This window comes from Dehalococcoidia bacterium, from assembly GCA_021295915.1.
Taxonomy (GTDB): Bacteria; Chloroflexota; Dehalococcoidia; order Lucifugimonadales; family UBA1123; genus VXRN01.
In genome coordinates this window covers 1-22,545 of record JAGWBK010000002.1, presented here as the reverse complement: position 1 = coordinate 22,545, position 22,545 = coordinate 1, and the positions used below count along the sequence as shown (strand labels likewise).

The 22,545-nt window shown below is 58.5% G+C and carries 25 protein-coding genes and 1 tRNA gene; 12 read left to right on the top strand and 14 right to left on the bottom strand.

Going from position 1 to position 22,545, the window contains the following annotated elements; genetic code table 11:
* Nucleotides 1–14: 14 nt before the first annotated feature.
* Nucleotides 15–1,268, bottom strand: a complete 1,254-nt coding sequence (locus J4G14_01395; protein ID MCE2456456.1) for an amidohydrolase family protein — start codon at nt 1,266–1,268, stop codon at nt 15–17.
* A 50-nt stretch (nt 1,269–1,318) separates the two neighbouring features.
* A complete protein-coding gene (locus J4G14_01390) occupies nt 1,319–2,617 on the bottom strand; it encodes an amidohydrolase family protein (protein MCE2456455.1) in 1,299 nt (432 codons plus the stop codon).
* A gap of 112 nt (nt 2,618–2,729) precedes the next feature.
* Between J4G14_01390 and J4G14_01385 the strand changes: the two genes are divergently transcribed.
* A tRNA-Thr gene (locus J4G14_01385) sits at nt 2,730–2,804 on the top strand.
* Nucleotides 2,805–2,826: 22 nt separating this feature from the next.
* On the opposite strand, the gene J4G14_01380 is transcribed toward J4G14_01385, so the two are convergent.
* From J4G14_01380 to J4G14_01355, 6 genes are all read right to left on the bottom strand, one after another.
* A complete protein-coding gene (locus tag J4G14_01380) occupies nt 2,827–4,023 on the bottom strand; it encodes an FAD-dependent oxidoreductase (protein ID MCE2456454.1) in 1,197 nt (398 codons plus the stop codon).
* A gap of 52 nt (nt 4,024–4,075) precedes the next feature.
* The gene (locus J4G14_01375; protein MCE2456453.1) at nt 4,076–4,999 is read right to left on the bottom strand and encodes an NAD(P)H-binding protein; all 924 of its coding nucleotides are present in this window, start codon (nt 4,997–4,999) and stop codon (nt 4,076–4,078) included.
* A 221-nt stretch (nt 5,000–5,220) separates the two neighbouring features.
* The gene (gene cysS / locus J4G14_01370) at nt 5,221–6,579 is read right to left on the bottom strand and encodes a cysteine--tRNA ligase (GenBank protein ID MCE2456452.1); all 1,359 of its coding nucleotides are present in this window, start codon (nt 6,577–6,579) and stop codon (nt 5,221–5,223) included.
* Entirely contained in the window at nt 6,576–7,052 is a 477-nt protein-coding gene (locus J4G14_01365; protein MCE2456451.1) for a 2-C-methyl-D-erythritol 2,4-cyclodiphosphate synthase, read from the bottom strand. Before J4G14_01365 ends, cysS begins: the two co-directional genes overlap by 4 nt.
* Complete coding sequence (gene ispD, locus J4G14_01360; protein ID MCE2456450.1) at nt 7,052–7,693, bottom strand: 2-C-methyl-D-erythritol 4-phosphate cytidylyltransferase; 642 nt, start codon at nt 7,691–7,693, stop codon at nt 7,052–7,054. The genes J4G14_01365 and ispD overlap by 1 nt, the downstream gene beginning before the upstream one ends.
* A gap of 96 nt (nt 7,694–7,789) precedes the next feature.
* Nucleotides 7,790–8,851 carry a PIN domain nuclease gene (locus tag J4G14_01355; protein ID MCE2456449.1) on the bottom strand — a complete coding sequence of 354 codons (1,062 nt, stop codon included), beginning with the start codon at nt 8,849–8,851 and terminating at the stop codon, nt 7,790–7,792.
* A 303-nt stretch (nt 8,852–9,154) separates the two neighbouring features.
* Between J4G14_01355 and J4G14_01350 the strand changes: the two genes are divergently transcribed.
* From J4G14_01350 to yqeK, 5 genes are all read left to right on the top strand, one after another.
* Nucleotides 9,155–10,303 (top strand): hypothetical protein, encoded by a 1,149-nt coding sequence (locus J4G14_01350; protein MCE2456448.1) that lies wholly within the window; start codon nt 9,155–9,157, stop codon nt 10,301–10,303.
* Between the two features lie 73 nt (nt 10,304–10,376).
* Nucleotides 10,377–10,769 (top strand): VOC family protein, encoded by a 393-nt coding sequence (locus tag J4G14_01345; GenBank protein MCE2456447.1) that lies wholly within the window; start codon nt 10,377–10,379, stop codon nt 10,767–10,769.
* Nucleotides 10,770–10,821: 52 nt separating this feature from the next.
* Entirely contained in the window at nt 10,822–11,211 is a 390-nt protein-coding gene (locus J4G14_01340) for a RidA family protein (protein ID MCE2456446.1), read from the top strand.
* A gap of 16 nt (nt 11,212–11,227) precedes the next feature.
* Nucleotides 11,228–11,572, top strand: a complete 345-nt coding sequence (locus J4G14_01335; GenBank protein MCE2456445.1) for an HIT domain-containing protein — start codon at nt 11,228–11,230, stop codon at nt 11,570–11,572.
* Nucleotides 11,573–11,578: 6 nt separating this feature from the next.
* A complete protein-coding gene (yqeK, locus tag J4G14_01330; protein ID MCE2456444.1) occupies nt 11,579–12,160 on the top strand; it encodes a bis(5'-nucleosyl)-tetraphosphatase (symmetrical) YqeK in 582 nt (193 codons plus the stop codon).
* 39 nt (nt 12,161–12,199) lie between these two features.
* Here yqeK and J4G14_01325 read toward each other — a convergent pair whose 3' ends face one another.
* The 5 genes from J4G14_01325 to J4G14_01305 all read right to left on the bottom strand — a co-directional run bounded on the left by J4G14_01325 (nt 12,200) and on the right by J4G14_01305 (nt 16,863).
* Entirely contained in the window at nt 12,200–13,057 is an 858-nt protein-coding gene (locus J4G14_01325) for an SAM-dependent chlorinase/fluorinase (GenBank protein MCE2456443.1), read from the bottom strand.
* 10 nt (nt 13,058–13,067) lie between these two features.
* Nucleotides 13,068–13,280, bottom strand: a complete 213-nt coding sequence (gene secG / locus J4G14_01320; protein MCE2456442.1) for a preprotein translocase subunit SecG — start codon at nt 13,278–13,280, stop codon at nt 13,068–13,070.
* Between the two features lie 35 nt (nt 13,281–13,315).
* Complete coding sequence (yvcK, locus tag J4G14_01315; GenBank protein MCE2456441.1) at nt 13,316–14,650, bottom strand: uridine diphosphate-N-acetylglucosamine-binding protein YvcK; 1,335 nt, start codon at nt 14,648–14,650, stop codon at nt 13,316–13,318.
* Nucleotides 14,650–16,122: an Asp-tRNA(Asn)/Glu-tRNA(Gln) amidotransferase subunit GatB gene (gene gatB / locus J4G14_01310; GenBank protein MCE2456440.1), complete on the bottom strand. Its 1,473-nt coding sequence runs from the start codon at nt 16,120–16,122 to the stop codon at nt 14,650–14,652. The genes yvcK and gatB overlap by 1 nt, the downstream gene beginning before the upstream one ends.
* A 90-nt stretch (nt 16,123–16,212) precedes the next feature.
* The gene (locus J4G14_01305) at nt 16,213–16,863 is read right to left on the bottom strand and encodes a protein-L-isoaspartate(D-aspartate) O-methyltransferase (GenBank protein MCE2456439.1); all 651 of its coding nucleotides are present in this window, start codon (nt 16,861–16,863) and stop codon (nt 16,213–16,215) included.
* Between the two features lie 159 nt (nt 16,864–17,022).
* Between J4G14_01305 and J4G14_01300 the strand changes: the two genes are divergently transcribed.
* Genes J4G14_01300 through J4G14_01280 form a run of 5 tightly spaced genes read left to right on the top strand, consistent with a single transcriptional unit; the run spans nt 17,023 to nt 21,528 of the window.
* Nucleotides 17,023–17,673, top strand: a complete 651-nt coding sequence (locus J4G14_01300; protein ID MCE2456438.1) for a bifunctional precorrin-2 dehydrogenase/sirohydrochlorin ferrochelatase — start codon at nt 17,023–17,025, stop codon at nt 17,671–17,673.
* The gene (gene hemC / locus J4G14_01295; protein ID MCE2456437.1) at nt 17,670–18,596 is read left to right on the top strand and encodes a hydroxymethylbilane synthase; all 927 of its coding nucleotides are present in this window, start codon (nt 17,670–17,672) and stop codon (nt 18,594–18,596) included. Before J4G14_01300 ends, hemC begins: the two co-directional genes overlap by 4 nt.
* Before the next feature lie 51 nt (nt 18,597–18,647).
* Nucleotides 18,648–20,168 carry a uroporphyrinogen-III C-methyltransferase gene (gene cobA / locus J4G14_01290; protein ID MCE2456436.1) on the top strand — a complete coding sequence of 507 codons (1,521 nt, stop codon included), beginning with the start codon at nt 18,648–18,650 and terminating at the stop codon, nt 20,166–20,168.
* Between the two features lie 7 nt (nt 20,169–20,175).
* Nucleotides 20,176–21,156, top strand: coding sequence for a porphobilinogen synthase (gene hemB, locus J4G14_01285; protein ID MCE2456435.1), 981 nt, complete (start codon nt 20,176–20,178; stop codon nt 21,154–21,156).
* A gap of 21 nt (nt 21,157–21,177) precedes the next feature.
* Nucleotides 21,178–21,528 carry a GYD domain-containing protein gene (locus tag J4G14_01280; protein MCE2456434.1) on the top strand — a complete coding sequence of 117 codons (351 nt, stop codon included), beginning with the start codon at nt 21,178–21,180 and terminating at the stop codon, nt 21,526–21,528.
* On the opposite strand, the gene lepB is transcribed toward J4G14_01280, so the two are convergent.
* Nucleotides 21,525–21,932 carry a signal peptidase I gene (gene lepB / locus J4G14_01275; protein MCE2456433.1) on the bottom strand — a complete coding sequence of 136 codons (408 nt, stop codon included), beginning with the start codon at nt 21,930–21,932 and terminating at the stop codon, nt 21,525–21,527. The genes J4G14_01280 and lepB overlap by 4 nt on opposite strands.
* A 74-nt stretch (nt 21,933–22,006) precedes the next feature.
* On the opposite strand from lepB, the gene J4G14_01270 reads away from it, so the two are divergent.
* On the top strand, nt 22,007–22,417 hold the full coding sequence (locus tag J4G14_01270) for an alpha/beta hydrolase (GenBank protein MCE2456432.1): 411 nt from the start codon (nt 22,007–22,009) through the stop codon (nt 22,415–22,417).
* Nucleotides 22,418–22,545: the final 128 nt, after the last annotated feature.

Genomic DNA, 22,545 nt, shown 5'->3' with positions numbered 1-22,545 from the left:
ATCGCCCAGCTAGACTAGACCAGAGCTTGCCTGTCGACTAGATTTCCGGCAAGGTACACGTCGGTCACGTTCCGAAGCGCGTTGATGTCATCGACTGGGTTGCCGTTGACCACCAGCACGTCTCCCTGTTTACCAGTTTCCAGCGTCCCCACAGAGTCATCGATCCAGCATGACTTTGCGGCGTCCCTGGTTGCGGAGACTATCGCCTGCATGTTGGTCATTCCCGCCATGGCGTGGGCTTCGATCTCGGTCTGGAAGTCACCCATCTGGTAGAAACCCCAGGCCGTGTCAGAACCGGCGCTCATGACGACGCCAGCATCCACCATGCGGGCAACGTTTTCCATACGGATTTCGGAAGCCTCTCGCATCGCATCCAACTCTGCCTGCCGGGATGACGTGAGGTCGGCCGTGTTCTCCAGCATTCGGATGCGGGTTACGGCCCCGCCAAGTGTGGGATTGACGTACACGCCCTGTTCAGCGATCTTCTCGGTGATCTCAGGTCGGTACACATCGGAGCCGTCTGCCTCCTTGTGAACACCGTGGATGATCGTATCGATGCCGGCGGCAAGCACGTTCGCCATGCCCTGGGATGAGGCGCAGTGTGCGGCAGCGTGCTTGCCGAATTTGTGGGCCTCCTCGCAGATTGCAGACAGTTCGTCGACATTGAACGACGGTCGCAGCGGGAAGCTGGTGCGTGTGCTGCCTCCTGTGGCGGTGATCTTGATGAAGTCAGCGCCCTCCTTGATAAGCTGTCGCACGGCGGCGCGGCACTCGTGCTCGCCGGTAGCCTGGATACCGAAATAGCTCAGGTGGCCACCGATGATTGCCACGGGCCTGCCTGCGAGGACGAGTCTCGGAGAGGGGACGATGCCCATTTCGACTGCATCTCTAAGCAGGAAGGTCGTGCGATTCTTAGCGCCGCAGTCACGTACGGTGGTGACGCCCGAGTAGAGATGTCGCCTGACGTTCTGGGCCGCCTGTACGGTGAGGACTTCGTCCGGGAGGGTCACCAGCTCGTCGCCGGCACGACCGTCGCCAATGCCAATGAGGTGGACATGGCTGTCCACGAGTCCGGGCAGAATGGTGGCGTCGCCGTAGTCCACCTCTCGAACTGACGCACCCTCGGGGGCCTGCACTGTCTCATGTGTGCCTATCTGGCTGATGGTGTTGCCTTGCAGCATGATTGCTGCCTGCTCGGACACAGGTCCGCCGTTGCCGTCGATGAGTCTCGCAGCTTTTAGGATCGTAAAATCAGGACTATCCGGCATTGCTGTTACTCCCTTTGCTCAGACTGGGTTATAGGCTGGATCACGTGGGTCTACAGAGGGGCAGGTTGCTGGCGGACCGCGGCGAGCGACTCGTCTGAGCCGCGCTCGAGTTTCCGGCCACCGAAGAAGACCTCTCGGACGTTCCAGAGGTCGTTGATGTCTTCGGCAGGATTTCCGTCAACCACCAGCACGTCGGCCAGCTTGCCGGGTTCGAGCGTACCTACCTTGTCATCCATGTCCAGGGCGGCAGCGGCCCAACTGGTGACCGACAGCACACCCTGCATGTGCGTGTACCCGGCATGAACGAGCAACTCGGCTTCGTAGACGGTGTTGCCCAGCTTGTAGTTTCCCCACGAGGAGTCGGAGCCGGTGATGACTTTCAGGCCCATTTCGATCATCCTGCGCGAGTGGTCCAGCTTTACTTCCATGCTTCGGCGGGTCCCATCAAGATCCGCCTCCTCCTGGGGCGTCAGACCAACATCATCTCGCTTATGACCGAGTATCCATGCGCTTGAACGTCCAACATGGAGTGTGGGATTGACGTAAACGCCCTGCTCGCCTATGCGCTCGGCGATGTCCTGGCGGAAATTGTCAGTGCCGTCTCCATCCTTGAAGGCGCAGTGGATGATCATGTCTACATCTGCGTCAAGTGAGTTTGCGATTCCCTGAGAAGACAGGCAGTGGGTTGCGGTGAGTTTGCCGACCTTGCGTGCCTCCTCGGTCACAGCGTTAAGTTCGTCGACAGTGAAGGACGGTCTGAGAGGGAACGAGGTGCGAGTGCTGCCGCCGGTAGCGGTGATCTTGATGTAGTCCGCGCCCTCCTTGATTAGCTGCCTCGCGAGGGCTCGGGTCTGGTCAGGGCCAGTAACCTCGCCTCCGAAGTAGCCCATGTGACCGCCGATGATCGCGACTGGCCGACCGCACAACACCATGCGAGGACCAAGTGTAAGTCCGGCGTTGATAGAGTCCCTCAGCCTGAACATCGTCACGTTCTTGGGGCCGTTTTCGCGGATCGTCGTGACCCCTGAGTAGAGGCTCGCCCGAGCGTTTCGAGCTGCCTGCACGGTCAGGATTTCGTCTGCGAGCAGCGTGAGTTCGTCGCCGAACCTGCCGTCGCCAAAGCCATTGTGGTGCGTATGGCAGTCGACCATTCCAGGCAGGACCGTGCAGCCCGGGTAGTGGTGGGACTCCACGGAAGCTCCCTCGGGAGCCGCAACCTCGGATGCCCGTCCAACAGAGGCGATTTTGCCGTCGTGGACGAGTACCGCACCGTTGTCGATCGGTGGTCCGCCCGTGGAGTCGATTACGCGATCCGCGGTTATCAGTAGGTAGTCGGAGCCCGTGGTCATGTCGCATCCCTCCTGAACAGCACTGACGTTAGCACGGGCACGCTGAAGGCGCAACGATACATGCGCCAGCGTTGTTGGGGATGCTATGATTATTCAGTCGTGCGACGCTTGGGCCAACGTAGCTCAGTGGTAGAGCAGCGGTTTCGTAAACCGCAGGTCGGCGGTTCGAATCCGCCCGTTGGCTCCATTGCTTTTCCAGGGCTCCGTGACTAGTATCCCCGATCCCCCTGCGCGTCCTTCAGGTACTCCCGGATCATAAGGGCGGCGGTAGCTCCCTCTCCCACAGCGGCTGTGAGCTGCTTGGTACTTCCGGACCTGGCATCACCTGCAGCGAAGACGCCTTCAACGCTGGTCTCCATCGAAGCAGCAGTCAGGATAGCGCGTCGCTCGTCGAGATCGACCGATCCTTCAATAAACGAGGTGTTCGGGTCGAGGCCGATGAAGATGAATGCGCCAGAGGCGGGGATCTCGTTAACCTGACCATCATCGTCGACGGTAACGACGGACTCCAGCTTGGGCGTTCCCCTGAATTCCTGAACCTGTGTGCGCAGGCGTACCTCGAGATCGGGATGAGCGTCAGCCTTCTCCCTGAGGATGCGGCTCGCTCGCAACTGGTCTCCACGTTCCAGAAGAGTGACCTTGTCGGCAAAGCGGGTCAGGAATAGGCCCTCCTCCACGCCGCTGTTGCCACCGCCTACCACCACCACCTGCTCACCTTTGTAGAAGGGGCCGTCACAGGTGGCGCAGAAGTGGACACCGGCCCCGATGAGGTCTTCCTCGCCCGGAACGTTCAGTCGACGATAACGGGCCCCAGGAGTGAGAAGAACGGCGGTCGCCGAGTAGTCATCTCCACTCTCGGTGCTTACTACTTTGTACTGTCCCTGCGCACTGACAGAAGTCACGGCCTGAGCCGGTAGCACCTCGACACCAAAGCGCTCCACCTGGGCGCGGATCCTATCGGCGAGGTCGCCACCTCCTATGCCATCTGGAAAGCCGGGGTAGTTGTCGATACGCTCCGTCACGCCTGCCTGGCCTCCGACGCCGCTGCGCTCGATGACGAGAGTGTCAATGCCCTCACGTGCAGCGTACAGGGACGCTGTGAGGCCAGCGGGGCCACCTCCAATGACGATCAGATCGTAGTGTTGCCGCTCTGCCCTTGGGTTAATGCCGAGCTTGGCGGCGAGTTCGGCGTTGGACGGCTCCGCAAGGAACGAGCCATCCTCGAAGACGATCGTAGGGATGATCTGCTTGCCATCGTTGATGCTGCTGACGTATTTGCGGGCACTCTCGTCGAGATCGATGTCTATCCACTCGTATGGGACTCGCTGTTCGCCGAGGAACTGCTTGGATCGACGGCAGTCTGGGCACCAGGGGGCGCCATATACGGTCAATGCTGTGTTGGTCATGGTCCGCTCCTATCGTTCCGCGGCGAGCGACTGCTCGGCCGGCGTGGGGTTTTCAACGGTAGTGGCGACGAACCTCGGATGCATATCTCAGGCCTAGATTAGCTCCGTTCAGGTCCAGCCACTCTGATAGCTTAGTGTCCGCTGGGGGTTCGGCACCTGACCTGGAAACCAAGAGCCCAGCAGACAGGCCCCTTATTTCGTCCATGGTGAGAACTATGTCATCCAGGAAGACACCTAGAAACCGCCCGGCGGCGTAGGTGAGCCACTTGGGTGAAGGCATTACAAGGCACCTGGAGCCGATCTTGTCCCGAACCATCTTCACCATCTCGGCATAGGCGAAGACCTCGGGGCCGACCGCGTCAATCTCGACGTTCTCACGTGAGCAAGACGCCTCGACTGCAAGGTCAGCGAGGTCTTCTACGAAGATCGGCTGTATGCCATAGTTTCCTGTGCCTGGGAGCAGCACAACAGGGAATTTTCGAATCGTCCACGCGATGTTGTTTAGGAGAATGTCCTCAGTGCTAAAGAGGAGGGTCGGGCGGAGAATGGCGTATGAAATACCGAGTCCGCGCAATTCTTCTTCAAGTTGTCCCTTGCCTCTGAAGTAAGGGAGGGGTGAGTCTGGGTCTGGATTCGTAACGCTGACGTGGACGATGCGCCTGACTCCAGCGTCTTTGGCGGCGTTGAACAGGATACGTGTCTCCTCGACGCAACGTTCGTGGGTCCTGTCACCGTAGTTGACACGTATCCAGTAGGTGTTGAAAAGCGTATCGGTGCCTGACAGGGTTTCCCTGAGCAGGTCGGGGCGATCGAAATTGAACGGATGAAGCGCTACCTGGTCTCCAAATGGGTTGTCGCGCTGCGGGTGGCCCGTAATGGACTGGACAGTGTGCCCTTCTTCGAGAAGACGTCGAGCAATGTAGCGTCCGGTGTATCCTGTTGCCCCAGTTACCATATGGGTGAGTGACTCGCTCATTCCGGCCTCAATTCGTCATGCCCCTGAACCCTCCATAGGGAGGAGGTATCTTCACTTAAATGGTAGGTGAGGACAGGGGTGCAAACAACGCTAATGTCTGTGCGTTACCCCATAGAGCGAGTGTTATGAAGAGCGCCTGAGACGAAAGGTTACGGGGAGCACGTGAGGATCAGGTGACTTGGGGAAGGGTAGTCGGCGCTAGGACGGGCCGACGAAGGACTCTACCGCAGGGTCCACTCCGTGCCAGCGGGAGTGTCTTCGAGGGAGACACCGAGGTTTGTAAGCTCGTCGCGGATGCGGTCGGCCTGGTCGAATTGCCGGGCGGCGCGAAGGTCTGACCGGAGGTCCACAAGAAGCTGGATGAACGGACCGGCGGATGTATCAGCGTCATCTTCTGATTCAGTAAGGTCGAGGCCGAGGATGGCGGCAAGGTCGGACAAGGCCTTCTGAGCGTCCGAAACATCGGCATCGTGGTCGCGTCCCCTATTGATCTCTCTTGTGAGATCGAAGAGGACCGCAAGGGCACGCGGTGTATTGAGGTCGTCGTCCATTGCCTCGACGAACCTGGTGCGGAAGTCATCGGAAATCACTGACGGGCCAGAACCAGACTCAACCCGGAGCGCCTGACGCAGCCTTCTGATTGCACGTTCCTGGCTGTGGACGACTTCTTCGCTGTAGAAGAGCGGAGACCTGTAGTGCGAGCTCAGGAAGAAAAGCCGGAGCGCTTGAGGCTCAAACTTGTCCAGCGCTTCTGGCAGGGAGATGATGTTCCCGAGGGACTTGCTCATCTTCTCGACACCCAGCCTCAGCATCCCGTTGTGGAGCCAGAACCTGGCGAATGGTTCCACGTCGGTGAATGATTCGGATTGAGCAATCTCATTCTCATGGTGCGGGAATACGAGGTCTTCGCCGCCGCCGTGAATGTCGATCGATTCGCCAAGGTACTTGATCGACATCGCGGTGCACTCGATGTGCCAGCCGGGTCGACCGGGACCCCAAGGACTGTCCCAAGCGGGTTCATCAGGCTTCTGTGACTTCCACAGGGCAAAATCGAGTACGTCTTCCTTGCGCTCGTCGATTTCGATGCGGGCGCCACTGAGGAGGTCGTCGATGCTTCTATGGCTAAGCTTGCCGTAGTCCTCGTCGCGTCTTACGCGGAAGTAGACGTCACCGTCGACGTCATAGGCGTATCCCTTGTCGATCAGGGACTGGATAATCTCGACGATCTTGTCGATTTCCTGCGTCGCCCGGGGATACTCGTGCGCGGGAGCCACGTTCAGCTCTCCCATCGCATCTATGTACTCCTGGATGTTCGCGTATGCGAGGTCGGAAACCTCGATACCGCGCTCGTTGGCGGCGGCTATCATCTTGTCGTCGATGTCAGTAAAGTTCTGAATGTGCTTGACGTTGAAGCCACGGAACTCCAGATACCGCCTGACGACATCGAACGACACCGCGGACATCGCATGACCGATGTGGGAGGACGAGTACGGGGTGATTCCGCAAACGTACATGCGGACCTGCCCGTTGGGAGAGTCGAAATCGTGTAGCTGACCCGAGAGGGTGTCGTAGAGTCTCATGCTTTCGAGATGGTGACGACTACGATGCAGCAGATCCCTTCTTCCCTGCCGACGAATCCGAGATGATCTGTTGTAGTAGCTTTCAGGCTAATCAACTCGTACTCGATCTGCATGGCCTCGGCTAGCGCGGCGCGCATGTCGCCGATGTAGGGTCTGAGCTTGGGTCGTTCGGCGACAATTGTAGCATCAAGATATTCGAGCCGCCACCTTCCGGCCTGAAGCAACCTCATTGTCTCAGACAACAGAATGGTGCTGCGCACTCCGAGGTATTTTGGGTCGGAAGACGGAAAGTGAGCTCCGATGTCGCCCAGGTTCGTTGCGCCAAGGCAGGCGTCGATTACGGCGTGGACGAGGGCGTCGCCGTCGCTGTGGCCGTCCAGGCCTGTGTCGTGTGGAATGGCCACACCGCCGAGGACAAGCTCCCTGCCCTGCACGAGTGGGTGAACATCTACTCCGATACCAGTCCTGTACATCACCGCGGCGATGTCTCCAATCTGACCCTAGCTATTGCCTCGGCCACCGTAATGTCCTCTGGGGTAGTCACCTTGATATTGTCGTGTGATCCCATGAACAGCTTGACGGTCCTACCGAGAGCCTCAACCATCGCAGCATCGTCGGTCACGTCGTGCTTTATCCGCGAGTGCGCCTCTTTGAGCAGATCAAGACTAAATGACTGTGGAGTCTGCGCTGCCCAAAGGGTGTCCCTGTCCGGGGTCGAAGCGACGGTCATCTCCGGTGTCGCGACCTTGATCGTGTCCTTGACGGGAACGGCGGCAGATGCAGCTCCACAGGAATGAGCCTCATCGACGGCACGCGCTATGATTTCGTCATCCACAAAGGGACGCGCGCCATCATGGACGATAACGATGTCTACTTGCCCAAGGGCGGTTAGGGCATTGGAAACCGAGTCCTGCCGCCTTGCACCGCCGTGAACTACGGCAACCAGCTTGGAGATGCCATGTTCGAGCGCGATTTCCCTGACACGAGTGACGCTCTCGGAAGCTGTCGCAACCGCGATGCTGCCAACGTGGCGCGAGCGCTCGAAGGCTTCCAGGCAGTACAACAGTAGCGGTTTGCCGAGGATGGGAATGAAGAGCTTGTCCCGGCCGTCCATTCGGCGGCTGGACCCTCCGGCAACGACCGCAACTCCGACAGAAGGACGCAGACCGGTCACATTTTCACTGCTGGAGGATGGCAAACGATTCGTGACCTACGATGGGCTGGCGAAGATCATGCAGCCGGCGGCAGTCTGGAGGACTCGCGCTACGGTTACGTCGAGCTCTGAGTCGATGTACCGCACACCGGAGTCAACAACGACCATAGTCCCGTCTTCCAGGAAGCCGACGCCCTGTCCGGGCTCCTTGCCCTCGTGCAGTATCTTTAGCCTGAGACTCTCACCCGGGATCACAACAGGACGCAGGGAACTCGCAAGCTCGTTAACATTGAGGACGGCTATTCCGTCGATCTGGGCGACGCGGTTCAGATTGAAATCGGTAGTCAGGATCGAGGCGCCGATTTCCTTTGCAAGGCCGACGAGCTTAGCATCGACCTCGCGTGCGTCCGGATAGTCGATCTCAAGGATTTCCGTCCGTACCTGGCCCTCCTCCCTTATCTCGCGAAGCAACTCCAGACCCCGGCGTCCACGCGCCCGTTTCATCGAGTCTTTGGAGTCCGCAACATGCCTCAGTTCGTTGAGGATGAACCGAGGAACGATCAGGGTGCCCTGGAGGAACCCAGTCTTGGAAATGGCGGCTATTCGTCCGTCTATAATGGCACTTGTATCAAGCAATACGGGGCCAGAATGACCGTTGCTGGAGGACGACGCTACTCCATTGAGTGTATGGAAAGCTCGATTATCCGGCAAGAACCTGTGAAAGATGTCTCTCGACGGGGCAAACAGAAGCGTCGCGCCGAGATATGCCAGGAACAGGCTGATCGCTACCGGGAGAATCAGTCCCAGCCAGCCAGGAATCCTGAACAGAGGAATAGAAACAAGAAGGGCAATCAAGAGCCCAATGACCATTCCGACGATGGCGGAAAGCAGCCGGGACGTGGGTACGGAGCGAGTCTGATTGGCGATGCTGCGGGAGAGGCCAACGGTCGCAAACGGCGTGGCCACGAGTCCGATAACGACGCCGGCAATGGTCAATCCAAAGACCCAGAAAATGAATTGTTCCGGGCCCCACACATCTGCTATGAAGTTACCGAGACCCCATCCGACTACCGCTAGGATGGCGCCTCCTGCAATGCGGGATAGAATATCCGCGACCATGCTTCAGCACCCGTCCAGTTTCTTCTGCGGTCCACCACCTCGTAGGACCAAGCAATCCATGCCCTTTGGAATGATCTACGACCAGGAATCGAATCCAGATGAACCGCCGGGACGCAGCTTGTCCTACCGAATGATGCCGGAGCATTGACCAATCTCAGAATAGCATTGGGTAAAGATAGTGTCAAAGCAGGAAACGTTCTCAAAACAGTTCGTTCTTCCACGTAGTTAGCCTACTGCAGCGGTTTAGCAGAGCCCAGAAGAGAAGCAGCAGAAAGTGCCAGAACTGACGGAGGATTTGGCCCAATGGTACGTAGAGTGGGCAAACGTCTAGCGATAGGGTTCGGAGTGGTCGTAGCCATCGTAGTGCTATGGTTCGCGGTCACACCCGAAGGACGTGTCGCATGGCGGACAGCACTCTTCATACCCCAGGTGGTGGGCTCTCTTCCCGTCAATCCTCAGCCGTGGGTGATGGGTACTCCCACGAGGGAGGAAGTCTTCCATGAGATCAGCACGGGACGGGGCAGCGCTGACCTATATGCACCTGCTGGCGACGGCGTACACAGCGGAGTCCTTCTGTTCCTCGGAGTTAACCCTGCAGGACGCAACGACCCGCGTGTGGTTGGTCTAGCAGAGGGACTCGCAAGGTCGGGAGCAGTTGTGTTGATCCCCTGGTCCGAGGGAATGACGTCCCAGCGGGTCACTGCACAGGAAGTCGATGACCTGGTGAGATGGTTCGAGTTCCTGCTTGAACACGAACGTGTCGATCCCGAGCGTGCAGGAGTGGGCGGCTTTTGCGTCGGAGCGTCGCTGGTGGCGGTCGCTGCGAGCGACGAGCGAATACAGAATGATGTTCAGTTCGTCAACTTCTTTGCAGGATACTACGACGCCAGGGACCTGGTTGCCGCCGTGCTGTCGAACAGCAGGTATTACAAGGGGGGCGTCGAACCGTGGACTCCGGACCCACTCAGCAAGAGAGTGGTGACAACTCAGCTCATAGAAGAGATGGAGAACCCCGCTGAGATTGCTCTCCTCAAAGGCATGTTCGTGAGCAAGGACACCTTCGTGGACAAGGCTGAGCTATCCAGGCTATCACAGGAGGCCCAGATTACCAGCAGACTGCTGTCTGGTGTAGACACAGAAGAGGCCCGGCAACTTGTCGAAAGACTACCTGCATCGACTCTCGAGTCGCTGGCAGCGATTTCACCCAGTTCATCGGTCGACGAGCTGCAGGCCCGGGTACTAATCATGCATGACCGAGAAGACAGGCTCGTCCCGGCCGCCGAATCGCGACGCCTGGCGGATGCTCTTGAAGAGCGGGGGAACGCACGGCACACGGAGTTCTCTCTGTTTCAGCATCTCGATCCCACCAAGCCGGTCGGACCGGCAGAGTACTTGCGCGAACTGTTCAAGCTGTACAGGCACATGTACATGGTGATGGACGAGTTGCGGTGAAGTCGGCGGTTGGCTGAGAGCAGAGCCTTGATATAGACTGCAGACGCAATATCAAGGAGGAATGGACTGCAAAATGGGTTATGAATTCAATCACGTTCACCTCAAGGCGCCGGACCCCATGAAGACGGCGGAGTGGTACGCGGAGGCGTTCGACTTCACGATCGTCAGCGACATTGTTCGTCCGTCTGGGGACCAGTTTGTAGTCACGAGAACCCCGGACGGGGTGACGGTGAATATTTCGGGGGCAAGGACCGGTGAGTCCATGGGCGATGGGAACGCGGACGTTCACTGGGGCCTCGAGCATATCGGGATTACCATCGACGATCTCGACGCTGAGCTGGAGCGACTGGCCGGAATGGGTGCGGAGCTCAAAGAGGGTCCAATCGATGTACCCAACGGCCCGAAGATCGCGTTCATCGCAGGCCCGGACGACACGCGGATTGAGCTTCTCGAACTCCGCGGATAGACCAGCCAAGTGCTCCCAGAACCGCGCTCATACAACAGATTAGAGGTCAGCCATGCCGAGACGATCGTACTTTCCTAACCCCGACAACAAGCCGTCAGGCTTCTCGCCGGCCACCAGAGCGGGCGATCTTATCTTCGTGTCAGGTCAGGTCTCTGTGGACGCCGGGGGCAGTATCGTCGGAGAAGGTAACGCATATGCCCAGGCGGTACAGTGTCTGAGCAACGTCGAAGCCGCGCTCAATGCTGCCGGCGGGACACGTGCGGACATAACAAAGATCACGGCGTTCCTGATCAATGCTGAGGACTACGCAGGATACGCGAAGGCCAGGCTTGAATTCTTCGATGGAGACCCGGGACCAGCGTCCAGTACGGTCTTCATCAAGGGGCTAGTGAGTCCAAGCTACCTGATCGAGATCGAAGCACTGGCCGTTGTAGGCGTGTAGCAGCGCAGGATTAGACATGGACGAGTTCTGCGTCTTCTGCAAGATACGGGATGGAGAGATACCGAGCGAGGTCCTCCACCGCGACGACCACTGCTTCGTGATCAAGGACATCAACCCGGTGGCTCCGGTCCATCTCCTGGTGATCCCGGTGGAGCACTTCACCTACCTGTCCGGGCTTCAGCCAGAGTTTCACGGGACCATTGGCGCAATGTTCAGCGCGGCGAGTTCGGTAGCGGCCACCGAGGGTATTGCCGACAGTGGTTACAGGCTTATCGTCAACCAGAGGGACGACTCTGGGCAGGAAGTCCCTCATCTGCACCTTCACGTTATTGGCGGACGCCGTCTGGGTGCGATGGGGTAGCGACGATTGGGCGATCTACCAGACGCGATAGAATCCCGACTGATCGAACTACCTACCGGGCTGCGTGACCATGTGGAGCGTTCCCGGGAAGTTGGGCAGCAACTTGCGATTCGTCACGGAATCGATGTGCGTCAGGTAGACACTGGCATCGCCGCCCACGACCTCGCGAGGGCTGTAACGAGACGTGTCCTTCTGCGCGAGTCGGAACGGCTGGGACTGGAAATAGACTTCGTCGAGAGACACCAGCCACTGTTGTTACACGGCCCGGTGGCTGCTGCGTTGCTATGCGAGGACGATGATAACAGCTCTGGAGCAGTCCTTGAGTCTGTGCGGTTTCACACAACGGGCCACCCTGGCATGGGTGACATCGCCAAGGTGGTGTTCCTGGCAGACAAGCTGGACCCGTGGAAGGTAGAGAGGGCTTCCTTCCTAAGGCGCGTGGAGGAGACGGCCCGAACTGATCTGGATGCTGCGATTCTCCACTACCTGGACAAGACGATCGAGCGCTTGGTCGAAGATGGTCAGATGGTCCATCCAACCGCGGTGAAGTATCGGAACGATCTGATCTCGCAGCGTGTCGGAACGTAGTCTGGCGAAACGTTAGACCAAGTCGGTCACTGGGTCAGATCAGGGTCCTGCGGCCAATATCGTGACACTGTCACCAACGGATGCTTTCAGCGCCTCTGCCGCGTTGCCGTTGCCCAGGGCGATTTCTACAGTCCCCTGGCTTCCTATGATCGCCATGATCTGTCCAACGGACTCGGAGTAGGAACGGCTGAGTCCGGTGACCCGGTGTCCAGCGACTTCGAACGCTGTCGCTTTGGATACGGCATCTTCGGGGATGTTGGTTATCAGATTCCCGTACCGATCGATATGTACTATTGTGCCACTGCTCATGCCAGTCCCGTCCGAAAGCAGGGATGTTATGACTCCAACTGTCTCAAGGGGCGAGCCAAGGTCCGAGATCGGGACTCCATTCGCGATGTGAGCGGCCACGGGAGCGAAGACATCGCGTCCGTGAAACGTCCGGCTGACATTGGGCAGCCAGAGCGATGAATCGTCGAGCACGGCTCCCCTGCACTCTTCGGACAGACCGGACTGCGTTAAGGTCAACGGGTTGTCATTGCCCTCAACGCTGGTTTCCTGACTAACTGCAGGAATTTGCACGGACTCGGCAATCGCGAGGGAGAGAATTCCGTTGTCCGGGGCCACAAAGGTGCCGATCGGCGTCTGCACGGCAATCGGTCTACGGTTGGAGCCGACTCCGGGATCGACCACGGCGATATGAATCGTTTCTGAAGGGAAGTACTTTGCGCCAGTCGCCAGGACGTATGCGCCTTCGGAGATGCTCTGTGGCTCGACTTCGTGGGAGATGTCGACGATGTTTGCCTGAGGACAGTGACTCAGGATCACACCCTTCATCGCACCGACGTATGAGTCACGAGTGCCGAAGTCGGTTGTGAGGGTGATTTCCGGTCGGTCCACAGCCGGTCGACTAGAAGAAACGTGCGCTTGCTATCGACAGTCCAAGGAAGACGACTACCAGTGCAATCGTGAACCTGAAGAGCTGCAACTCCAGACCGCGGCGCGTTCTGAACGAGTTGTCCGCAGCCCCAAACAGACCTGTGCCCTGCCCTTTCACCTGGATCAGTATGATAATCACCAGGAGAATTGAGACAAGTATCTGAATGATGTTGAGAACTGTCATTTGTAGCTGACCCCGAAGTTCAGGTGCAAGTAGCTTTACACAGAACTGGACTGCAATTCAACGGCGCCGCGTCGTCTGCCATTGGTTGAAGCATGGACTTCCATTACTGCTGAGGCGAGCTTATCGGCATCGTGCCTGACGGGGTGGGTGGGATCCGCCATATCAGTCAGAACGACCTGGGCATGTGGTATCGATTGGCCGTCGTGGAAGACGGGTTGCCCGGCGAATCGCTCGTCCAGCGGGAGCGGGTCGCTGTTGGCCAGAACGTAGTCTGCGATGTCGACGAATGTATGCTTGTGCAACGCCTCCACGTGGTCGCGTACAGAGTAGGAATCAGTCTCTCCCACCTGCGTTGCGACGTTGCAGACGTAGACCACAGTTGCGTTCGTCCTGGCCAGTGCGTCCGATATCCCGCCGACCAGGATATTAGGCAGGATGCTGGTGTAGAGGCTGCCAGGGCCGATCACTACTATGTCCGCCTCTTCGATGGACTGGACTGCCAACGGGTGAGCAGGAGCCGAGGCTGGTTCAATCATCAGCCTCTCAATGTCCCCGCCATGGTCGGTGATGCTGGACTCTCCCCGCACGACCATCCCGTCGCTGAAGCGTGCGGACAGTCGAAGGTCGGCAGACGTCGAGGGCAGAACGCCTCCCCGTACCGCGAGTACGCGGCTGGACTCAACCAGGGCCTGATCGAAGCTATCCGTGACATTGGTCATCGCGACTATGAAGAGGTTTCCAAAGCTGTGACCCTTGAGGCCGCTGCCCTCGCCGAAGCGGTATTGGAACAGGTCCGCCAGCAACGACTCGTCTTCAGACAGGGCCACCAGGCAGTTGCGGAAGTCCCCGGGAGGGAGCACACCAAGTTCGCGCCGGAGAATGCCCGAGCTGCCGCCGTCGTCCGCGACAGTGATTATGGCTGTGAGGTTGTCGGTGTGAAGTCTGAGTCCACGCAGCAACACGGATTGACCGGTACCGCCGCCGATGGCGACCACCTTGGGTCCTCGCCCCCTGGACCACCTATTGTACACGGTGTCTGCCACCACGTCTATCGACTTGGAACGCATGAAGAGCGGGCTGAGAGCCCGATAGAATCCGTACATGGAGAGCAGTATCGCCCCGCCTCCGATAGCCAACAGGAAGAAGCCCTCAAAGTACCAGGGAAGAAAATCAGGAAAGCCAACCGAGAAGAATTTTCGGATCAGATACGCCAGCCCTATTGAGCAGAAAGCAACGCCGATCGCGCCGATCAGGGCCCAACGCTTCAGTCCAACTCCTGGGTGCAGTAGGCGCAGAAACCTCTGAACGCGTGACACCTGAGTGCCGCTCGGACCGGTTCTTGGCGATGCACCGTTGCTGTGTGCGGCCATCAGCGCATCGCTTCCAGCTGCTCGCGGACCATCTGGCTTGCCATCCGGGGGTTCGCCTTGCCACCAGTGGCTTTCATCACCTGGCCCACCAGGAACCCCATCGCCTGCTGTTTGCCAGCAAGGTAGTCAGCTACGGGGTCCGGGTTAGCTGATATCGCCTCCTGTACTGCAGTCAGGACGGCGTCGGTATCAGATATCTGGACGAGCCCCTCTGACTCTGCGATCTGGCGGGGAGACTGACCCGTCTCGAACATCTTCTCAAAGACAGTCTTGGCCATTGTTGAGCTCAGCGTCGAATCATCGACCATCGTCTGCAGCTCGGCGATCTGTGAGGGCTCTATCATGACTTCCGAAATCTCCTGGCCGGACTGGTTCAGCAGTCGGGCCATTTCTCCCAGCATCCAGTTGCTCGCTGCCTTCGCGAATTCCTCGGATTTCGCAGCGCGGCCGGGTGCGGAATGCAGTACTTCTTCGAAGTAATCGGCGGTCGATTTGGTGGCAGTCAGGAGCGAGGCGTCGTATTCGGGAAGTCCAAGCTGGGAGACAAAACGGGTCTTTCGAGAGTGGGGTAGCTCTGGAAGCGAAGACTCTATCTCATCGACCCACGTTGGTGAAATCCTCAGCGGTGGCAAGTCAGGCTCAGGGAAGTATCGATAGTCAGAGGCGCCCTCTTTGACGCGCTGAGAGACAGTCACAGAGTCTTCTTCGACCCAGCCGCGAGTCTCCTGGACGATACGCCCACCCGACTCCACGACTTTGACCTGACGCTCTGCTTCGTACTCTAGGGCACGGAACACCGAGCGGAAACTGTTCATGTTCTTGATTTCGACCTTGGTGCCGTATTCCTCCTGACCAACGGGCCGAATGCTGATGTTAGCGTCGCACCTGAAGTTGCCCTCTTCCATGTTGGCGCTGCTGGTCCCTATGTACTGGAGAATCGTGTGAAGTTGCATCAGGTACGCACGAGCCTCTTCTGCACTCCTGAGATCGGGTTCGCCGACGATCTCCATTAGGGGCACCCCTGCCCTGTTCACATCGAGCAGAGAATATCCTTCGCCGAACCCCTCCGTGCGATGCATGAGCTTGGCGACGTCTTCCTCGAGGTGGACGCGCGTTACACCAACGGTACGCTGTGCACCATCGACCTCTATCGGCATCGTACCGTCGGAGGCGATGGGCAGGTCGTACTGTGATATCTGGTAGCCCTTCATTAGGTCCGGATAGGGGTAGTTCTTTCGATCGAACTTGGTGTACGAAGCTATGTCGCACCCAAGGGCAAGTCCGGTGCGAATCACGTACTCGACAGCTTTCCGGTTAATGACCGGCAGCACACCTGGCATTCCCATGCATACGGGGCACACCACGGTGTTGGGGGCAGCGTCCTGATAGTCGGAGCTGCAGCCACAGAACATCTTGCTTACGGTTGATAGCTGGGCGTGAACTTCCAGCCCAATTACAACTTCAAAATCCATGTTGGTTGCTATCCAAGAGGAGCCTAAACGGCGAGGTTAAACACAACGTAAAGTATATGGAACAGCAGCGAGCGTTACAACGCCGCAGGTCTAACTGCTCAGGTCTGACTCAGACCAGGCGTCGCGTCCAATCAGGGGCACGAACCGGCAGGCTCCAAGGGCACGAGTGACAACGCCGTCCATTGTCCTAACGACCTTCATGAGACTCTGCTCACGCAAGTTCCCGACAGGAATGACGAGCCTTCCGCCAATTTCGAGCTGGCCAAGTAGAGTCCGAGGCAACCTTGGGGCCGCGGCGGCCACTACAATCGCATCATAAGGAGCACCCGCTGGCCATCCGAGGATGGGTCCGGCATCCTCAACACGGACGTTATCGTATCCCATACGTTCCAGTATTTCGCGAGCTGACTCGGCAAGTTGCGGGACACGCTCTACGGTTACGACCTCGCGCGCGAGTTCCCCAAGGATTGCGGTCTGGTATCCACTGCCGGTGCCGATCTCGAGCACTCGGTCAAACCTCTTGAGCTCCATTTCCTGCAACATGATCGCGACGATCGTAGGTTGAGAGATAGTCTGACCTGCAGCAATCCCGAGCGCGACGTCTTCATAAGCCGCATGGCGGTCCGCCTGGCGCACAAACCGCTCCCTTCGCACCGCGGCAATGGCGTCGAGGACCCGCTTGTCAGAGATTTCCCCTGACAGCTTTCTCAGAAGCCTATCTCTTGCCCGCTCGGTCGGCATGAGTGTATTGGCTGCCTTCCATATGACTTGTCGGTTGGTGACGTGACATCACCTTACCAAAACTGGCGTCGATTCAGCCTCGGCCCGACTTGGCGAATTCGCGAGCCACTATGGGGTAAACTTAATTGCAATACGAACTAGCCAACCGGGAGGATGTCGTTGCCAAGATACTATCCGGCCTTCATCGACGTTCGAGAGCGCGACTGTGTTGTCATCGGCGGCGGGGCTTTGGGTGAAGAAAAGGTAGTCAAGCTACTTGAGTGCGACGCGAAAGTTATCGTGATCTCCTCCGAGGTCACACCACTGGTGCAGGAGTTAGCGTCCCACGGAAAGATCGAGTGGCTCAGGCGGAACTATAGGCCTGGCGACCTGGCGCAGGCATTCATAGCCATTGCATCTACGGACGACGATGACATGAACCGCCAGATCTATACGGAAGCGGAAGAGCGCAACGTCCTTCTTAACGTCGTGGATGTGACGCATCTCTGCACATTCATCGCCCCATCGGTTGCACGACGCGGGGAAGTCACAGTCGCGACCTCCACTGGAGGGGCCAGTCCCGCGTTGGCACGGACTTTCCGCGAAAAGCTGGAGTCAAGCAGGATCCTGGAGTACGCCGACCTCGCTCCGATACTGGCGCGAGGGCGTGCTGAACTTCGACAGCGCGGCCTGAGGGTCGCTCCCGACCACTGGCAGAGGTGTATCACCGAAGAGTTGCTCGACACCGTTCAGAGTGGAGATGAGGCGACTGCCTACCAGATGCTCGAAGAAGGCCTCCTGGCAGGTGCGGAGCCGATGTCGCCTCTATGACGGACCGTGTCATAAGGATCGGCACCAGAGGGAGTGCGCTTGCAAGGGTGCAGACTGACGAGGTAGTCGAGACTCTAAAGGAAGCCTGGCCGGAGATCAGGGTCGAGATAGTAGCCATCACTCCAGATGGCGACCGTCGGAAGGCAGCACCTCTTCAGTCTCTCGGCAGGGGGACATTCGTCAAGGGCCTGGAGGAGCCCCTGCTGAAGCGAGAGATCGATCTGGCGGTCCACTCTGCCAAGGACATGCCTTCGGAACTTCCGCCCGGATTGGCCATTGTCGCGTACCCGGAGCGCAAGGACCCCAGAGACGTGATCGTCAACAGGTGGGATGCGAGATTTCAAGACCTGCCCCCCGGGGCGAGGTTGGGCACGAGCAGTCCACGGAGGACCGGACAGCTGCTGTCAGCCCGACCTGACCTCGAATTCGTAGCGATCCGCGGAAACGTCGATACGAGACTCGGCAGGGTCGGCGAAGATGGAATCGATGGTGTGGTCCTCGCGGCGGCCGGCCTTGCACGGCTTGGCTGGCAGGATAGAGTGTCGGAACATCTCGACCCAGAATTGTGTATTCCAGATGCGGGACAGGGGGCCCTGGGAGTAGAGGCTCGAGTGGACGATTCAGAAGTGGTTGAGCTTCTGGAGGAGATCAATCATCCGGCTACCTGGTCTGCGGTAACGGCTGAGCGTGCATTTGTTGAAGCCACCGGCGGGGGATGTCGCGTACCGGTGGCAGCTTACGCAACAGAGTCGAGCGGTACTCTCAATGTTCGGACGATGGCGTGTCTCCCTGATGGTTCTCTGATATTCCGCAGCTCGGTTGAAGTACCGGGCGACGACCCTACTGGCGCAGGCCAGGAGGCAGCTCGTGCTCTGGAGGCGACCGGGGCGAAGGAGATCATGTACACCACACGCATCGGCTGAGCACCGCAGTAAGTATTGGCAATGTGTTGTGTTACCTGGGATTGGGGCATCTTGAGCAAAGTCGGGAAAGTCTATCTCGTGGGAGCGGGGCCCGGAGATCCCAGTCTTGTTACGGTCAAGGGCCTGAGACTTCTCGAGTCGGCTGACGTGATCGTTTACGATCGACTGACCAACAGTCGCCTGCTTGCGATGGCCGGACCTGAAGTAGATCTCGTCGATGTCGGAAAGGTGCCGGGACAGGCTGGTCGAAAGCAGGCTGATATCAACGGCCTTCTGATAAGAGAGGCCCGACTGGGCAAGCTTGTTGTCCGGTTGAAGGGCGGAGACCCGTTCGTCTTCGGAAGGGGCGGCGAGGAGGCCGAGGCGCTGTCTGACGCTGGGATACCCTTCGAGGTGGTGCCAGGGGTTACGTCCGCTGTCGCAGTACCTGCATATGCTGGAATACCCCTCACTCACCGCGAGCACTCCTCATCCTTTACGGTTGTAACAGGCAGTTCCGCAGCTTCCAACGAATCGGACTCACCGGACTGGCAAGCACTTGCCAAGATCCCTGGCACACTCGTAGTCCTGATGGGATGGAGCACTCTCCCAGATATCGCTGCCGCGCTGGCCAGGAATGGTAAGCCAGGTTCCACGCCTTCGGCTGTGATCAGCTGGGGGACAGATCCGCAACAGAAGTCGGTGGTCGGCCCTCTTGACTCCATCGCCGACATAGCGAGGGCGAATGGCCTGACATCACCTGCTGTCGTCGTAATTGGCGACGTCGTAAGTCTCAGGGACAGAGCCAACTGGTTCGAGTCGCTGCCACTTCTTGGTCGACGCGTGCTGGTGACTCGTACCCGGAATCAAGCTGGTATTCTTTCACAGCGACTTTCCGACCTCGGTGCGGTCCCACTGGAGATTCCCACGATTGAAGTCCGTCCTCCGCAGGACTATGCGGAGCTGGACTCGGCGTGTGCAGGGCTGTCGTCATTTGACTGGGTAGTGTTTGCCTCGTCAAACGCAGTGCATGCTGTCTTCGACCGTCTCAAGGTGTCAGGACGGGACTCAAGGGCTTTGCACGGGGTCAAGGTGGCAGCAGTAGGCCCGGCAACCGGGAAGGTCCTGGAGAGGTATGGAATCACGCCCGATCTGGTTCCCACAACGGCAACATCTACCGGTCTGGCCGACGCTCTTGTCGAGAGCGGCGTCCATGGCAGTCGGTTACTACTTCCAAGGGCAGACATCGCGACGCGAGAACTGCCAGATATGCTCATCGATCATGGTGCAGAGGCCGTAGAAGTCACCGCTTATCAGACTGTGATGCCCGAAGAGTCAAGAGAGAGGGCCATGGAGGCGGTCAGGGCCGGTGTCGACGTGGCAACCTTCACAAGTTCGTCGACGGTTAGAAACCTGTTGAGGCTGCTTGACGACGGTGCTGAATCGCTCGTCGACACAAGGATCGCCTGCATTGGGCCGACAACTGCCGCAACTGCTGGAAGGCTGGGTTTGAAAGTTGATATAGTTGCGAATACACCAACCATAGATGGGCTGACGGCGGCCCTTGTTGAATTCTTCACCTCTGGGAAATAGGTCGACAATGGCGGCATATCCGAACACACGAATGAGAAGGCTCAGGGAGAACCCTGGTCTCAGACACCTGGTGGAAGAGACACGCCTGTCGACTTCAGACTTCATTTATCCGCTGTTCGTAACTCACGGGCGTGATACACGTACAGAAATTCCCCCGATGCCCGGGATCTTTCAGCTATCGTTGGATCAGTTGATCCACGAGGTTGGAGAAGCGGCCGATGTCGGTATAGAGAGTGTGCTCCTCTTTGGCATCCCGGCTCACAAGGACGCGACGGGGACCGAAGCTTACTCCAGCGGCGGAATCATCCAGGAAGCCATTGGAGTCATCAAGCAGGCCGTCCCTGGGATGACAGTCATTACCGATGTGTGCCTGTGCGAGTTCACCGATCACGGCCATTGCGGGGTTGTTGACGGAGACCGCATTGACAATGACGCCACGTTGGAACTCCTGGCGCAGATGGCACGAATCCAAGCCGAGGCAGGAGCCGACATGGTAGCGCCGTCGGCAATGATGGATGGCCAGGTGGGCGCGATCAGACACGCGCTCGACGATGCCGGCATGACGGAAGTCCCCATCATGGCCTATTCGGCGAAGTACGCCTCTGGGTTCTACGGACCCTTCCGGGTTGCTGCCGAATCGGCTCCAATGTTCGGAGACCGTGCAGGCTACCAGATGGACCCTCCGAACATCAGAGAGGCGATGCGAGAGATCGCCTTGGACATAGAGGAGGGGGCGGACATGGTAATGGTGAAACCCGCCCTGGCCTACCTGGATGTGCTGAGGACAGCCAAAGAAAAGTTCGCGACCCCGATCGCCGCCTACAACGTCAGCGGTGAGTATTCCATGGTAAAGGCAGCTGCCGAGAACGAGTGGATCGACGGGAGACGCATTACCCTGGAGATACTTACATCAATCAAGCGCGCGGGGGCTGACGTGATCCTCTCGTATCACGCAAAAGAAGTCGCCGGGTGGCTAGGCTCTGAATAACTCTGACTGCGTGGAAGAATAATGCCAACTTACATTCTGCTTCTTTCCCTGACACCTGAAGGCCGCCACCGGATGCTGGACAATCCTGACAGGCTCCTGATTGCAGAGCAGTCGATAGACCTCCCACGGACCCAGGTACATGGTCTTTACGCAGTCCTGGGAGAGTACGACTTCGTCACCATTCTGGATGCGCCGGACAACGAGTCGGCAGCTCGCTTTTCGATGGAACTTGGTGTGTCCGCTGGCGTGCAGATTACAACGCTCCCTGCAATTCCGATTGGCAGACTCGAGCAGGCGTTGGGAGAGTCCGAACCGGAACTGGACATTGCAGGGGCGCCGAACCCTAGCGATTTCATTCCCAACGACGACTAGCGAAGCCTGAAGGGCCGTCTGCTGGTGAGCGGCCACAGCCTGATGACCGCTACTCCGGTTATGCGTGCCATAGAAATGGGCCCCCATTCCCTACTGTCCGTGCTGTGGGCGCGATTGTCTCCAAACACCATGCACTCGTCAGGTCCGACCAGCCAGGACCTCTTCCGCGTCCCAAGATCGGCAGGCAGCCCTCCGAGGTACGACTCAGGGTGGTGCAGGCCATTGACGTACAGCAGGCCGCACTCCAAGGAGACTCTGTCTCCCGCAACGCCTACGACCCGTTTGACCTGCCACCCACTGTCTGTGGAGCCTGACTGACTGACCACAACAACATCGCCGCGTCGCGGTCTTCGCCGGAATCTCCTCACCAGCAGCACGTCCCCATCAGAGAGTGAGGGCTCCATACTAGATCCTCGAACGACGTATATTAAGGGTCGCAGGCCCCAGACTGGCAATACAGATACTCCCTGATACACCTATGGCAAAAGACAGTATAGCCCCACCTGCTTCAGTCGAAGAACGCTGGGTCAAAGTGGATGGCGACTCTATTCCGTACCTCGCTGCTGGCGAATCAGGCCCGGAGATCGTCACGGTCCACGGAGCCGGTGGTACTCGATGGGAATGGGTCGAGAGCATGACTGTCCTGGCATCTGACAATCGAGTGGTGGCCCCGGACCTGATTGGCTTTGGCGATTCCCCCAGACGGGACATCGTTCACTCGACTGGATACCTGGGCGACTTCCTTGCGAAGTTCCTCGAAGCCACTTGTACAGGCCGAGTAACACTGGTCGGCCATTCGCTGGGGGGACGCATCATCCTGGACGTTGCCCTGCGAAGACCCGAAATTGTGGAGGGTCTGGTGCTCATTTCGCCACTAGCAGGCTGCTGAAGAACGGGTTTCAGGGCGGCGTAGTGAGCGTGGCGGTCGCGTAGGAGCGTTCATTCGGACGATTTTCAGGCTCGTCATGGTCTCAGTCAACGCCCTCAGTGCCCAGACCGGGGTCTGACGGGCGCACC

What these genes read in the sequence shown, in the direction of transcription:
- J4G14_01375 (MCE2456453.1), bottom strand. Translation starts at nt 4,999, where the DNA reads ATGAGCGAGTCACTCACCCATATGGTAACTGGGGCAACAGGATACACC.
- secG (MCE2456442.1), bottom strand. Translation starts at nt 13,280, where the DNA reads ATGACAGTTCTCAACATCATTCAGATACTTGTCTCAATTCTCCTGGTG.
- yvcK (MCE2456441.1), bottom strand. Translation starts at nt 14,650, where the DNA reads ATGGCCGCACACAGCAACGGTGCATCGCCAAGAACCGGTCCGAGCGGC.
- J4G14_01305 (MCE2456439.1), bottom strand. Translation starts at nt 16,863, where the DNA reads ATGCCGACCGAGCGGGCAAGAGATAGGCTTCTGAGAAAGCTGTCAGGG.
- hemB (MCE2456435.1), top strand. Translation starts at nt 20,176, where the DNA reads ATGGCGGCATATCCGAACACACGAATGAGAAGGCTCAGGGAGAACCCT.
- gatB (MCE2456440.1), bottom strand. Translation starts at nt 16,122, where the DNA reads ATGGATTTTGAAGTTGTAATTGGGCTGGAAGTTCACGCCCAGCTATCA.
- J4G14_01345 (MCE2456447.1), top strand. Translation starts at nt 10,377, where the DNA reads ATGGGTTATGAATTCAATCACGTTCACCTCAAGGCGCCGGACCCCATG.
- J4G14_01270 (MCE2456432.1), top strand. Translation starts at nt 22,007, where the DNA reads ATGGCAAAAGACAGTATAGCCCCACCTGCTTCAGTCGAAGAACGCTGG.
- ispD (MCE2456450.1), bottom strand. Translation starts at nt 7,693, where the DNA reads ATGGACGGCCGGGACAAGCTCTTCATTCCCATCCTCGGCAAACCGCTA.
- J4G14_01350 (MCE2456448.1), top strand. Translation starts at nt 9,155, where the DNA reads ATGGTACGTAGAGTGGGCAAACGTCTAGCGATAGGGTTCGGAGTGGTC.
- cysS (MCE2456452.1), bottom strand. Translation starts at nt 6,579, where the DNA reads ATGAGACTCTACGACACCCTCTCGGGTCAGCTACACGATTTCGACTCT.
- lepB (MCE2456433.1), bottom strand. Translation starts at nt 21,932, where the DNA reads ATGGAGCCCTCACTCTCTGATGGGGACGTGCTGCTGGTGAGGAGATTC.
- J4G14_01395 (MCE2456456.1), bottom strand. Translation starts at nt 1,268, where the DNA reads ATGCCGGATAGTCCTGATTTTACGATCCTAAAAGCTGCGAGACTCATC.
- J4G14_01280 (MCE2456434.1), top strand. Translation starts at nt 21,178, where the DNA reads ATGCCAACTTACATTCTGCTTCTTTCCCTGACACCTGAAGGCCGCCAC.
- J4G14_01335 (MCE2456445.1), top strand. Translation starts at nt 11,228, where the DNA reads ATGGACGAGTTCTGCGTCTTCTGCAAGATACGGGATGGAGAGATACCG.
- J4G14_01390 (MCE2456455.1), bottom strand. Translation starts at nt 2,617, where the DNA reads ATGACCACGGGCTCCGACTACCTACTGATAACCGCGGATCGCGTAATC.
- J4G14_01355 (MCE2456449.1), bottom strand. Translation starts at nt 8,851, where the DNA reads ATGGTCGCGGATATTCTATCCCGCATTGCAGGAGGCGCCATCCTAGCG.
- J4G14_01340 (MCE2456446.1), top strand. Translation starts at nt 10,822, where the DNA reads ATGCCGAGACGATCGTACTTTCCTAACCCCGACAACAAGCCGTCAGGC.
- hemC (MCE2456437.1), top strand. Translation starts at nt 17,670, where the DNA reads ATGACGGACCGTGTCATAAGGATCGGCACCAGAGGGAGTGCGCTTGCA.
- J4G14_01380 (MCE2456454.1), bottom strand. Translation starts at nt 4,023, where the DNA reads ATGACCAACACAGCATTGACCGTATATGGCGCCCCCTGGTGCCCAGAC.
- J4G14_01365 (MCE2456451.1), bottom strand. Translation starts at nt 7,052, where the DNA reads ATGTACAGGACTGGTATCGGAGTAGATGTTCACCCACTCGTGCAGGGC.